Origin of the sequence: Bradyrhizobium sp. (assembly GCF_050014615.1) — a bacterium.
In the GTDB taxonomy this organism is placed as follows: Bacteria; Pseudomonadota; Alphaproteobacteria; order Rhizobiales; family Xanthobacteraceae; genus Bradyrhizobium.
Window position 1 is genome coordinate 16,182 of the sequence record NZ_JBEKCZ010000054.1, and the last position, 11,596, is coordinate 27,777.

General features: G+C 63.2%; 11 protein-coding genes and 1 pseudogene. 5 read left to right on the forward strand and 7 right to left on the reverse strand.

What is annotated here, in order from left to right; all coding sequences use genetic code 11:
- Positions 1–55: 55 nt before the first annotated feature.
- Positions 56–715 (forward strand): 3-oxo-tetronate 4-phosphate decarboxylase, encoded by a 660-nt coding sequence (otnC, locus tag ABR948_RS11310; protein WP_428117253.1) that lies wholly within the window; start codon positions 56–58, stop codon positions 713–715.
- 190 nt (positions 716–905) lie between these two features.
- Here otnC and ABR948_RS11315 read toward each other — a convergent pair whose 3' ends face one another.
- From ABR948_RS11315 to ABR948_RS11340, 6 genes and pseudogenes are all read right to left on the reverse strand, one after another.
- Positions 906–1,610 carry an ABC transporter ATP-binding protein gene (locus tag ABR948_RS11315; protein ID WP_428117255.1) on the reverse strand — a complete coding sequence of 235 codons (705 nt, stop codon included), beginning with the start codon at positions 1,608–1,610 and terminating at the stop codon, positions 906–908.
- Complete coding sequence (locus tag ABR948_RS11320; RefSeq protein ID WP_428117258.1) at positions 1,594–2,325, reverse strand: ABC transporter ATP-binding protein; 732 nt, start codon at positions 2,323–2,325, stop codon at positions 1,594–1,596. The genes ABR948_RS11315 and ABR948_RS11320 overlap by 17 nt, the downstream gene beginning before the upstream one ends.
- Positions 2,322–3,302 carry a branched-chain amino acid ABC transporter permease gene (locus tag ABR948_RS11325; protein WP_428117260.1) on the reverse strand — a complete coding sequence of 327 codons (981 nt, stop codon included), beginning with the start codon at positions 3,300–3,302 and terminating at the stop codon, positions 2,322–2,324. The genes ABR948_RS11320 and ABR948_RS11325 overlap by 4 nt, the downstream gene beginning before the upstream one ends.
- Entirely contained in the window at positions 3,302–4,180 is an 879-nt protein-coding gene (locus ABR948_RS11330; protein ID WP_428117263.1) for a branched-chain amino acid ABC transporter permease, read from the reverse strand. The genes ABR948_RS11325 and ABR948_RS11330 overlap by 1 nt, the downstream gene beginning before the upstream one ends.
- A 25-nt stretch (positions 4,181–4,205) precedes the next feature.
- Positions 4,206–5,450: an ABC transporter substrate-binding protein gene (locus ABR948_RS11335; RefSeq protein WP_428117266.1), complete on the reverse strand. Its 1,245-nt coding sequence runs from the start codon at positions 5,448–5,450 to the stop codon at positions 4,206–4,208.
- 85 nt (positions 5,451–5,535) lie between these two features.
- A pseudogene (locus ABR948_RS11340) lies at positions 5,536–6,315 on the reverse strand (putative hydro-lyase); the annotation flags it as partial.
- A 164-nt stretch (positions 6,316–6,479) separates the two neighbouring features.
- Here ABR948_RS11340 and ABR948_RS11345 point away from each other — a divergent pair.
- The 3 genes from ABR948_RS11345 to ABR948_RS11355 are packed head-to-tail and all read left to right on the forward strand — an operon-like array spanning position 6,480 to position 9,668.
- Entirely contained in the window at positions 6,480–7,397 is a 918-nt protein-coding gene (locus ABR948_RS11345) for a LysR family transcriptional regulator (RefSeq protein ID WP_428117268.1), read from the forward strand.
- A gap of 60 nt (positions 7,398–7,457) precedes the next feature.
- On the forward strand, positions 7,458–8,708 hold the full coding sequence (locus ABR948_RS11350) for a Zn-dependent hydrolase (RefSeq protein ID WP_428117271.1): 1,251 nt from the start codon (positions 7,458–7,460) through the stop codon (positions 8,706–8,708).
- Between the two features lie 42 nt (positions 8,709–8,750).
- A complete protein-coding gene (locus tag ABR948_RS11355) occupies positions 8,751–9,668 on the forward strand; it encodes an NAD(P)-dependent oxidoreductase (RefSeq protein WP_428117273.1) in 918 nt (305 codons plus the stop codon).
- 130 nt (positions 9,669–9,798) lie between these two features.
- On the opposite strand, the gene ABR948_RS11360 is transcribed toward ABR948_RS11355, so the two are convergent.
- Entirely contained in the window at positions 9,799–10,878 is a 1,080-nt protein-coding gene (locus ABR948_RS11360; RefSeq protein WP_428117275.1) for a tartrate dehydrogenase, read from the reverse strand.
- Between the two features lie 198 nt (positions 10,879–11,076).
- Here ABR948_RS11360 and ABR948_RS11365 point away from each other — a divergent pair, with 198 nt between their 5' ends.
- Positions 11,077–11,454 (forward strand): hypothetical protein, encoded by a 378-nt coding sequence (locus ABR948_RS11365; RefSeq protein WP_428117278.1) that lies wholly within the window; start codon positions 11,077–11,079, stop codon positions 11,452–11,454.
- Positions 11,455–11,596: the final 142 nt, after the last annotated feature.

Consider the following 11,596-nt stretch of genomic DNA (forward strand, 5'->3'; position numbering starts at 1 on the left):
CCGCGCTGCCAAAGCGTGAGACAAGGCGGCAAAGAGGTGCAGGCAGGACACCGTCATGACCGAAACCAGGCTACGCGAGGACATCTGCCGCCTTGGCCGCTCCTTGTTCGAGCGCGGACTGACGCCGGGCTCCTCGGGCAATATCAGCATCAAACTCGACGATGGCGGCTGGCTGGTGACGCCGACCAATGCGTCGCTCGGTTCACTCGACCCGGCGCGGCTGTCGCGGCTCGACCCTACCGGCAAGCTCGTCTCCGGCGATGCCCCGACCAAGGAAGTGCCGCTGCATAGCGCGCTCTATCAGACCCGAGGGACCGCGCGCGCGGTGGTGCATCTGCATTCGACGCATTCGGTGGCGCTGTCGATGCTGCCGGAGATCGACCCGCGCGCGGCGCTGCCGCCGATGACGCCCTATTACCTGATGAAGTGCGGCGCCACGGCGCTAGTGCCGTATTATCGGCCCGGCGATCCGGCCGTCGCTGACGCGATCAAGGGCCTCGCGGGGAAATATTCATCGGTGCTGCTGGCCAATCACGGCCCGGTGGTCTCAGGCGACACGCTCGAAGCGGCGGTCTACGCGATCGAGGAACTGGAAGAAACCGCCAAACTCTATCTGCTGCTGCGCGGGCTCAACCCGCGCTATCTCACGCCGGCGCAGGTGGCGGATTTGTCGAAGACGTTCGGGCTGGAATTGCCGGAGCATGAGGATGATTGAGGCAACCAGTCATTCCGGGGCGATGCAAAGCATCGAACCCGGAATCTCGAGATTCCCCGATGCGCAATTGCGCATCTGAGGCCTGGTGCTAACGCACCATCCCGGGATGACGAAGGGTGGATTGCTTCGTCGCTTTCGCTCCCTTGCGCAAACGCTTCGCGTTTGTCGCAGGCAATGACGGCCTTCCGCGTCACAGCCCCAGATACGCTTTCCGCACATCCGGATTGCCCCTGATCTCCGCCGACGTGCCCTGCATCTGCAGCCGGCCGGTCTGCAGGATGTAGGCGCGGTCGGCTATCTCCAAACACTCGGCGATGCGCTGTTCGACGATCAGCACGGTCATCCCTGCGTCGCGGATCTGCTTCACCGCCTGGAAAATCTCGTCAACCAGTTTCGGCATGATGCCCTGCGACGGCTCGTCCAGCATCAACAGCCTTGGCCGCGTCATCAGCGCCCGGCCGATCGCCAGCATCTGCTGCTCGCCGCCGCTTAGCGTTTCGGCGCGCTGCTCGAGCCGTTCGGACAACCGCGGAAACAGCTTGAACACCAGCGCCAGCGGCGCCTCGCGATCCGCCTGGCCGCGATAGAGGTAACTGCCGAGGCGCAGATTGTCCCGCACCGACAACCGCGGAAACAGCCGGCGGTTTTCCGGCACATAGGCGATGCCCCGCGCCGTGATCAGATGCTGCGCCATGCCGTCGAGGCGCGTGCCATCGAAGGTGATGGAGCCGGAACGCGGCCGCTCGGCGCCGGCGATGGACTTCAACAATGTCGATTTGCCCGCGCCGTTGGCGCCGGCGACGCAGACGATCTCGCCCTTGGCGACCTCGATCGAGACCGCCGAGATCGCGACCAGCCCCTGATAGGCGGTGGTGACTTCATGCACTGACAGCATGACGATCCCCAAGGTAGGCGCTGATGACTTTCGGATCGCGCACGATGTCGGCCGGCTTGCCCTCGACCAGCACCTTGCCGAGGTCGAGCACGATGGCGCGGTCGACCAGCGGCATCACGATCTCCATGACATGCTCGACCATCAACACCGTGACGCCGGTGGCGCGCACTTTTCGCACCAGTTCGACGCCGGTCTGCGCCTCGATCGGCGTCAGACCCGTGAGCACTTCATCGAGCAGCAGCAGTTTCGGTTCGGTGGCGAGCGCGCGCGCGACTTCGAGGCGGCGTTTCTCCGACGGGATCAATTCGCTGGCCAGCACATTGGCACGCGCGGCGAGGCCGGCAAATTCCAGCACCTCATGGGCCTTGCGCCGCGCCTCGCGCATCACGGTGCTACGTACCAGCGCACCGACGATGACGTTGTCAATGACCGTCATGGTCTCGAAGCTTTTGACGACCTGGAACGTGCGCCCGATGCCGCGCTGGCAGCGCTCCGCCGCCGGCAGCGCGGTGACGTCCTCGCCGTCGAAGATGATCGAGCCCTGGGTTGGCGGCAGCACGCCCGCGATCAGGTTGAACAGCGTCGACTTGCCGGCGCCGTTGGGGCCGATCAGTCCGACGATCTCGCCGCGTCCGACCGAAATCGAGATATCGCTGTTGGCGATCAGCCCGCCGAAACGCTGCCAGACGCCCTTGATTTCCAGCAATTCCGTCATCGGGCGACTTCCTTGCGCCGACGCGAGAACAGTCCGACCAGCCCCTCGGGCCGCGCCAGCGAGATCAGCACGATCAGCGTGCCATAGACGATCAGGTCGACGCCGCGGCCGGAGCCGCCGATGAAAGAACGCGTGAGTTCAGTGAGCGGGATCAGGATGACGGCGCCGAGCACCGGTCCCCAAAGGGTGCCGATGCCGCCGAGCACCGCCGGCAGCGCCATCAGCAGCGAGAACTGGAAGCCCATCACGCTTTCAGGATCGATGTAGGACACGAACTGCGCGTAGAAGCTGCCGCCGACCGCGGTGAGGAAGGCCGAGACCGCCGCCGCGCCCATCTTGGAATTGAACACGACCACGCCGAGGCTTTCGGCGGCGTCCGGGTTGTCCTTTACGGCGCGCCACCAATAGCCCCATTTGGAATCCTCGAGCCACCAGGTCACGAACCAGGCGACGCAGGCCAGCCCCAGCGCGAAATAGAAATAGGGCAGCTTGCTGCGCGTGAACTGAAAGGTGAGCCAGCTGTCGCGGCGCACGGGAATATCGATCCCGAGCGCCGCGCCGGCCCAGTCCCAGTTCTGGAACAGCAACAAGGCGGTCTCGGCGATGACGATGGTGGCGATCACGAAGTAATGCCCGCGCAGCCGGAAACAGGGATAGCCGAGCGCCATCGCGATCACAGCGGATATCAACCCGCCGCCGAGCATGCCGAACCATGGCAGCACGCCGAATTTGGTGAACAGAAGTGCCGTGGTGTAGGCGCCGAGCCCGAAATACAAAGCGTGGCCGAGCGAGATCTGCCCGCAATAGCCGGACAGGATATTCCAGCTCTGCGACAGCGCGGCGTACATCAGCGTCAGCACCATGATATTCTGGACGTAGACGTCTTTGACGAACAGCGGCACCAGCGCGGCGACGAGCGCAAGACAGCCGGCGACGATCAGATCGCGGCGGCGGCGCTGGGCAAAGGCCGTATCCATCAGATCGACCCGAACAGGCCGCGCGGCCGCACGAAGACCACCAGCAGATAGACCGCGTAGATGCCGACCGATTTGAGGGACGGCGGCAGGATCAGGGCCGTGGAAGCCTCGACCAGGCCGACTATGATGCCGCCGGCAAAAGCACCGAACACGCTGCCGAAACCGCCGAGCGCCACCGTGACATAGGCGATCAGCGCGAACGACGCGCCGACATCCGGGTAGATGTAGAAGAACATCGCCATGACCGCGCCAGCCAGACCGACCAGCGCCGCACCAAGGCCCCAGCCCAGCGCGAACACCTTGTTCTTGTCGATGCCGACCAGCGCCACGGCGCCCGCATCCTCGCGGGTCGCCTCGAGGGCGCGGCCGAAGTCTGTACGGTTGATGAAGAAATACAGCGCGCCGAATGCCGCGATCGATACCAGCGCGCCGACCAGTTGCGGCACCGGCAGGAAGATGCCCGATATCGAGATGGTTTTGCCGCCGAGCCAGGAATGCGTGATGCTGCGATAGTCAGGCGTGAAGAAGAATTGCGCGAGGCCGCGCATGACGATGGCGAGCCCGAAGGTCGAAAAGATCTGCACCATGCCGGTATTGGCTTTGGCCCTGACCGCAAAGCGCACGATCAGGAGATAAACCACCGCGCCGAACACGAACAACGCGGCCGCCACCAGCGGCGCCGCCAGCAAGGGATCGATGGCAAAGAACGCGAACAGAAAGAACGTCACATACATCGCGATCATGAGGAATTCGCCATGGGCGAAATTCACCACGTCCATCAGGCCGAAGATCAGCGCCAGACCAACGGCGATCAGGCCGTAGAGCAGCCCCATCAACAGGCCACTGGCCAGGCTCTGGATGATCGTTTCGGCTGTCATGGCCCCCGCCCCCGCGCTGTTCCGCTTACTTCATCGGCCAGGTGGCTTCGGCGACGGCGGCTTGCGGCGGGAAGATGGTGACGAACTTGCCGCCGACATATTGCAGCAGCACCGGGTCGGCGTCGTTGTTCTGGCCCATTTCGTCGAACTTCACGCGCTTCCACGGCATGATGGTGGCCTCGCCCGGTATATCGGTGGCCACCAGCGCGTCGCGGATCTTTTCACCGTCGGTCGACTTGGCGCGATTGATGGCCTCCGCCATCACGATCAGGGCCATGAACTGCCGCGACGAGAAGTCGTTGAGATCCTTGCCCGACTTTTCCTTGTACATGGCGTTGATCTTGCCGACCATCGGCCGCTTGGCGGCGAGATCGAGCGAGAAGCTGCCGCGCGAGATCACGCCTTCGAGCTTGTCGCCGACCGCGTCGTACAGGGCCTTTTCGGAGAAGCCGGCGTCCTGCGCGACAATGGCGCTGGGCTTGTAGCCGAGTTCGGCCATGGTCTTGATCAGCAGGATACCGTCGGTGGTGTAGCTCGACGGCATCAGCACGTCGGCATTGCCGGCCTTGAGCTGCTGCACTTCGGCCGACAGCGACGGCGAGTTGGCGCGGTATTTGATGTCGGCGACCACCTTGTAGCCGCGCTCGCTGGCCAGTTTGAGCTGGGCGTTGCCGGAGTCGGTGCCGAAGATGGTGTCCTCATGGAACAGCGACAGCGTCTCGATCTTGGTGCCCTTCTTCCTCATGGCATCGAAGAAATCGAACATCGCGGCCGAGAACATCTCGTCATGCGGCGCGGCGCGGAAATAGAATTTGAGACCGCGGCGATGCAGGCTCGGTGAAGAGTTGTCGGCCGAGATGAACGGAATCTGGTAGCGCTCGCAGATCTGGCTGACCGTGACGGCGACCGCGCTCTGATAGGTGCCGATGATGGCGCAAACCTTTTCCTGGGTGATCAGGCGCTCGGCTTCGGCGCGGCCCTTCTGGGGATCGGCCTGATGGTCGGCGAACACCAGCCGGATCCTGGCACCACCGAGCCCGGGCAATCCTTCGCCGCGGGCCAGCGGAAGGTCGAAATCGTAATCCTTGTTGATGATTTCGAGCGCGGTCTCGAATGATTTCTGCGCATCGACGCCGATCTGCGCGCTGGAGCCGGACAAGGGATAGATCACGCCGATCACCACTTCGGATGTTTGCGCGCGGGCCGCGAGCGGCAGCAGTGCCGCGCTGGCGGTGGCTCCAAGCAATACATTCCGGCGACTGATGGTCATTGCAATATCCTATGTCTGTCGGGCAGCTATCGATGAAACGATTGACGGGTACGGTAAAGCCTCAAAGAACGGCAGCAGCTGCCCATTAGAGCACAGCAAGCTGCTTGTTGCGCAGATCCGTCACCAGCATCAGGCCCGGCGCATGCGTGATCGCAAACGGCAGCTTCGCCGCCGCGATCACCGCCTGCGGCGTGACCCCGCACGCCCAGAATACCGGAATCTCGTCGGCCGCAACCGGCACCGCGTCGCCATAGTCCGGCTTGGCGATATCCGCGATCCCGATCGAATGGGGATGACCGAGATGAACCGGCGCGCCGTGCACCGAAGGAAACCGCGAGGTGATCTGTACCGCGCGGATCGCCTGCGCCGGCTTGAACGGCCGCATCGACACCACCATCGGACCGGCGAACGGCCCCGAAGGCGCACAGGCGATATTGGTGCGATACATCGGCACCTTCACCTTTTGCTCGATGTGACGGATCGGCAGGTCGTCCGCCATCAGCGCCTCTTCAAAGGAAAATGAGCAGCCGAGCACGAAGGCGACGAGGTCGTCGCGCCAATGCGCCATGATGTCAGTGGGCTCCTCCACCACCTCGCCATCGCGCCAGACGCGGTAGCGCGGGATGTCGGTGCGGATGTCGAGGTCGATCCCGAGCGCGGGAATACGGGGATCGCCGACATCGGACATGCCGATAATGGGGCATGGTTTCGGATTGAGCTGGCAGAACCGGTGAAACGAGGCCGCGAGCTTCTCCGGCAGGATCGCGAGATTGCCCTGGACGAAACCGTTGGCGACCCCGGCCGTGCTCGCGGCCGTGCCGGTGCGATAGGCATGTCGCGCTGCGATGCTCGGCAACAGATCAGCCGCCGCGCCATCCAGGAGCCGTTCCGTTCTCGCCAAACTGGTCATATCAGGTCCTGCCCTAATTTACTCGACAGAGAGAGGCGCATAGGACTAGCATAATGTCTAATCGTTGTTTTTAATCAAGATCGATAAATTCAATTTATCAACCTGCGGACTTAAGGTGCATGGCTGATTTCAAGGCAATCGAGACCTTTATGTGGGTGGTGACGCTCGGCAGTTTCCGAGGGGCCGCCCAGAAGCTCAACACCACCCAGCCTGCGATTTCGCAGCGGATCGCGCAACTCGAACGCGAGGTCGGGGTCAAACTTTTGCAGCGCGACCGGCGCATGGTGCTGCCGACGCCGAGCGGACGGCAGATGTTGGTCTATGCCGAGAAGCTGATCGGGCTGCGCTCGGAGATGCTGGCGGCGGTCGGCGACCAATCGGCGATGCGCGGCGTGTTGCGGCTCGGCGTCGCCGAGACCATCGTGCACACTTGGCTGACGCAACTGATTAAAAGCGTCAATAATGCCTATCCCAATCTCTCGCTCGAAATCGAGGTCGACATCACCTCGAATTTGCGAACGCGACTGCTGGCGCAGGAAATCGAACTCGCCTTCCTGCTCGGACCCGTGATCGCGCCGACCATCAGCAACCGGGTGTTGTGCGACTATTCGGTGGGATTCCTGGCCAGCCCCTCGCTCGGGCTCGGCAAGTCGAGACTGACGGTGCACGATCTGGCGAAGTTTCCGATCATCACCTTTCCGCGCAAGACCCCGCCCTATGAACTGGTGCGCTCGCTGTTCAACCGGCCCGATCTGCCGCCGATACGCCTGCATGCCAGCGCTTCACTGGGCACGGTGATCCATATGGCGGTCGAAGGCCTCGGCATTGCCGTGATCCCGACCGCGATCGTCGAAAACGAGATGGCCGATGGGCGCCTGCAATTGCTGTCGACCAATCTGCAGATCCCGCTGCTGACGTTTTCGGCGAGCTGGCTGACGTCTCCCGACACCGTCGCCATCGAGCGCGTGGCTGAAATCGCCGCCTCGCTGGCGCGGGGCGGCGTCGTTGTTGACGCGCCGCTGTCGGCGCGTCATTGAAACGGATCACTTGGAAAAGTATCGTTTGGAAATATATCGCCTGATCGTTGGAACCGTTCCATGAGCAAAACCGCATCCAACCTGCAAATCGACTCCGCCCGGCTGTGGGATACGATTCACGAAACCGCGAAATTCGGCGCCACCCCGAAAGGCGGGGTGCGGCGGCTGACGCTCGGCCCCGAGGACAAGCAGGTCCGCGACTGGTTCCGAAAGGCCTGTGAGGCCGCAGGCCTCGAAGTGCATGTCGACGCGCTCGGCTCGATGTTCGGCCTGCGCAGGGGACGCGACATGTCGAAGCTGCCGGTCGGGCTCGGCTCGCATCTCGATACCCAGCCGACCGGCGGCAAGTTCGACGGCGTGCTCGGCACGCTGGCGGCCCTCGAGGTGGTCCGCACCCTCAATGATGCCGGGATCGAGACCGAGATCCCGATCTGCATCGCCAACTGGACCAATGAAGAAGGCTCGCGCTTCGCGCCGGCGATGATGGCCTCCGCGGCCTATGTCGGCGATTTCACCACCGACGACATCCTGTCGCGACGAGATGCCGAAGGCGTCAGCGTCGGCGAGGCGCTGGACGGCATCGGCTACCGCGGCGACAGACCGGTGGGCACGCAAAAATTCGGCAGCTTCGTCGAACTGCATATCGAGCAAGGACCTATTCTGGAGGCCGAGGGCAAGACCATCGGCGTGGTCGATTCCGGCCAGGGCGTATTGTGGTACGACGGCAAGATCACCGGCTTCGAAAGCCATGCCGGTTCGACGCCGATGCCGCTGCGACGCGACGCACTGGCGACCTTGTCCGAGATCGTGCTGGCGGTCGAAAGCATCGCCAAGAAGCACGGCCCCAACGCGGTCGGCACCGTCGGCGAGGCCGTGATCGCCAAGCCCTCGCGCAATGTCATTCCCGGTGAGATCGCCTTTACCGTCGACTGCCGCAGCTCCGATGCCGCGATCATGGACGCGCTCGACAAGGACCTGCGCGCCGCCATTGCCGACATTGCCAAGCGGCGCAAGGTCGAGGTCACGCTCGATCTGGTCTGGCACAAGCCGCCGACCCATTTCAATCCGAAGCTGGTGGATGCCGTCGAGAATGCCGCGAAGCTGCTCGGCTATTCGCACCGGCGCATCACCTCCGGCGCCGGTCACGATGCCTGCAACCTCAACACCATCATCCCGGCGGCGATGGTGTTCGTGCCCTGCAAGGATGGCGTCAGCCACAATGAGCTCGAGGACGCCACCCAGGTCGATTGCACGGCGGGGGCCAACGTCCTGATGCATACGGTGCTGGCGCTCGCCGGCGTCGCGTCATAATCAAACCCTGGGCGGGTTTTATCGCAAGTAACGGAGATTTCTGTGCGCGGAGTTTTTGTCGATGCCAACGGCTCGCTGGCGGATATTTTCGAGCGGCAGAACCAGCCCGATGATCCCCCGGTGCACATCAACCGCAACGCCGACATTACCGCGGATCAGGTACCTGCGCTGCTCGACGGCGCCGAGATCATCATCATCGATCACACGCCCCTGCCGACGGAAGTCGCGCGGCGCTGTATTGGCCTGAAGCACGTCGTCTTTCTCGGCACCGGCGCGCGCAGCTACATGAATCCGGAAGAACTCGCCGCGTTGGGCATCGAAGTTCACCTGATCAAGGGCTATGGCGACACGGCCGTCGCCGAATGCGCCATCGCGCTGATGTGGTCGGCCGCGCGCGGCATCAGCCGGATGGACCGCGAGATGCGCGCCGGCAACTGGCTGCGCGAGGACGGCATGCAGCTCACCGGCAAGACGCTGGGCCTGATCGGCTTTGGCGGCATCGCCGCCGAAGTCGCACGCATCGCGCTCGGCAGCGGCCTGCGCGTACTGGCCTGGAACCGGTCACCGAAGCAACATCCCGGCGTCGAGTTCGTCTCGCTCGATACGCTGCTGGCGCAGAGCCACGTGGTCTCGCTGCATCTGCTGTTGAATGATGAAACCCGCGGCTTTGTGACGCGAGAGCGCATCGCGGCGATGCGGCCGGGCGTGATCCTGGTCAACACCGCGCGCGGCGCGATGGTGGACGAAGCCGCGATGATCGATGCGCTGAAGTCAGGTCACATCCGGCACGCCGGGCTCGATGTCTACAACATCGAACCGCTGCCGGCGGATCATCCCTTGACCCAACTGCCGAACGTGACGCTGTCGGCACATTCGGCCTTCCGCACGCCCGAAGCGAGCGAGAATCTGATCGGGGCAGCGTGGGAGCATTGCCGAAGGATCGCGGCAGGAAAAACGTAGGGTGGGCAAAGGCGCTCTTCGCGCCGTGCCCACCATCTATCACCAGACCACCATGTTGAATGGTGGGCACGCGGAGCCTGTCATCGGGCGCGCATTCGCGCGACCCGTTGGCTTTGCCCACCCTACGGTTTCACTCCACCATCTCAGCCACAGCCTTGCCGCAGGCCGTGGTATCGGCGTTGCCGCCGAGATCCCTGGTGCGCAGCGTGCGTTCGCCGAGCGTGCGCTCGATCGCTGACACGATCGCGGCCGCGGCGGTTTTCTCGCCGAGATGTTCCAGCATCATCGCACCCGACCAGATCATGCCGATCGGATTGGCGATGCCCTGCCCCGCGATATCGGGCGCCGAGCCGTGCACCGGCTCGAACACCGAGGGGAAATTGCCTTCCGGATTGATGTTGCCTGACGGCGCGATGCCGATGGTGCCGGTGCAGGCCGGGCCCAAATCAGAAAGGATATCACCGAACAGATTCGAGCCGACCACGACATCGAACCAGTCCGGGTGCAGCACGAAATTCGCGGTCAGGATATCGATGTGATACTTGTCCCATTTCACCTTGGGATAGTGCTTGGCCATCGCCTCGACGCGTTCGTCCCAATACGGCATCGTGATCGAAATGCCGTTGGATTTGGTCGCCGACGTCAGATGCTTCTTGGGCCGCGACTGCGCGAGATCAAACGCGAATTTCAGAATGCGATCGACGCCGATGCGCGTCATGACGGTTTGCTGGGTGACGAATTCGCGCTCGGTATCCGGGAACATCCGGCCGCCGACGGAAGAATATTCACCCTCGGTATTTTCCCGCACCACCCAGAAATCGATGTCGCCGGGCTTGCGGTTGGCCAGCGGCGACGGCACGCCGGGCATCAGCCGCACCGGGCGCAGATTGACGTATTGATCGAACTCGCGGCGGAACATGATCAGCGAACCCCACAGCGATATGTGGTCCGGAATTTTGGCCGGCCAGCCGACCGCGCCGAAGAAGATCGCGTCATGCTTGCCGATCTGGTCCTTCCAGTCCTCCGGCATCATGCGCTCGTGCTTGGCGTAATAGTCGTACGAGGCAAAATCGAAATGATCCTGGCGCAGCTCGAAGCCGAACTTTTTGGCCGCGGCTTCGAGCACCCGCACGCCCTCCGGCACGACCTCCTTGCCGATGCCGTCGCCGGGGATGACGGCGACGTTGTAGACGCGGTTGGTGGCTGGCATGGGGTTTCCTCCGGCTTGGCGTGGGCACGCAAGGTATCGCGAAACGCACCGTGATAAAATGGCGCCTGGACAGCCCCGGGGCGCCCGAAAGACGACGCGGCGGCACCTCCGCCTTGCACTTCCCGGCGGTCGCAAAGCCCGCTAAGGTTGAGCGCCTTCCAGTCAATCCGAACTGCAAATCCGAAGCGGAGAACGATCATGAACAGCGCGGCGCCCCGCGTTTCCGTCACCATGTTCCAGCACGGCAAAACGATCAAAGCGGCCGCGCCCGGCAGCAAGATCACGCTCGCGGTCAAGGTGCGAAAGACCCACCCCGAACACCTGCATTACCGGTGGACCTCGGACTCGCCCGGACTGGTGCCCGCGGATTCGTCTTCGGTCACGATGACGATGCCGGCGACAGCAATGGCGGCGGAAGTCTTCGTCGAAATCACCAACGACAAGGGCGGCCTTCTCAAGCTCTACATCACGGTCCCGGTGAAGACCGCGGCGCCGCAACAGCCGAGTCCGTTCTTGCGAATCCTCACCGACAACGGAATGCTGTTTTCAATCCTCAACGATAATGGCAGTTTGTGACCGCGGTCGTGACGCCGGCTCAAGTCGAACGGAATATCAAAACAAAAAAGCCCCGCGAAAAACCGCGGGGCTTTTGATCTTGATATCGTGAAAGAGGATGTTCCGTCCTTGGCAGACCTGGCAGCGACCTACTCTTCCAAGC

Bases quoted from the DNA above. Each gene is read 5' to 3' on its own strand.
- otnC (WP_428117253.1), top strand. From the start codon at position 56: ATGACCGAAACCAGGCTACGCGAGGACATCTGCCGCCTTGGCCGCTCC.
- ABR948_RS11315 (WP_428117255.1), bottom strand. From the start codon at position 1,610: ATGCTGTCAGTGCATGAAGTCACCACCGCCTATCAGGGGCTGGTCGCG.
- ABR948_RS11320 (WP_428117258.1), bottom strand. From the start codon at position 2,325: ATGACGGAATTGCTGGAAATCAAGGGCGTCTGGCAGCGTTTCGGCGGG.
- ABR948_RS11325 (WP_428117260.1), bottom strand. From the start codon at position 3,302: ATGGATACGGCCTTTGCCCAGCGCCGCCGCCGCGATCTGATCGTCGCC.
- ABR948_RS11330 (WP_428117263.1), bottom strand. From the start codon at position 4,180: ATGACAGCCGAAACGATCATCCAGAGCCTGGCCAGTGGCCTGTTGATG.
- ABR948_RS11335 (WP_428117266.1), bottom strand. From the start codon at position 5,450: ATGACCATCAGTCGCCGGAATGTATTGCTTGGAGCCACCGCCAGCGCG.
- ABR948_RS11345 (WP_428117268.1), top strand. From the start codon at position 6,480: ATGGCTGATTTCAAGGCAATCGAGACCTTTATGTGGGTGGTGACGCTC.
- ABR948_RS11350 (WP_428117271.1), top strand. From the start codon at position 7,458: ATGAGCAAAACCGCATCCAACCTGCAAATCGACTCCGCCCGGCTGTGG.
- ABR948_RS11360 (WP_428117275.1), bottom strand. From the start codon at position 10,878: ATGCCAGCCACCAACCGCGTCTACAACGTCGCCGTCATCCCCGGCGAC.
- ABR948_RS11365 (WP_428117278.1), top strand. From the start codon at position 11,077: ATGAACAGCGCGGCGCCCCGCGTTTCCGTCACCATGTTCCAGCACGGC.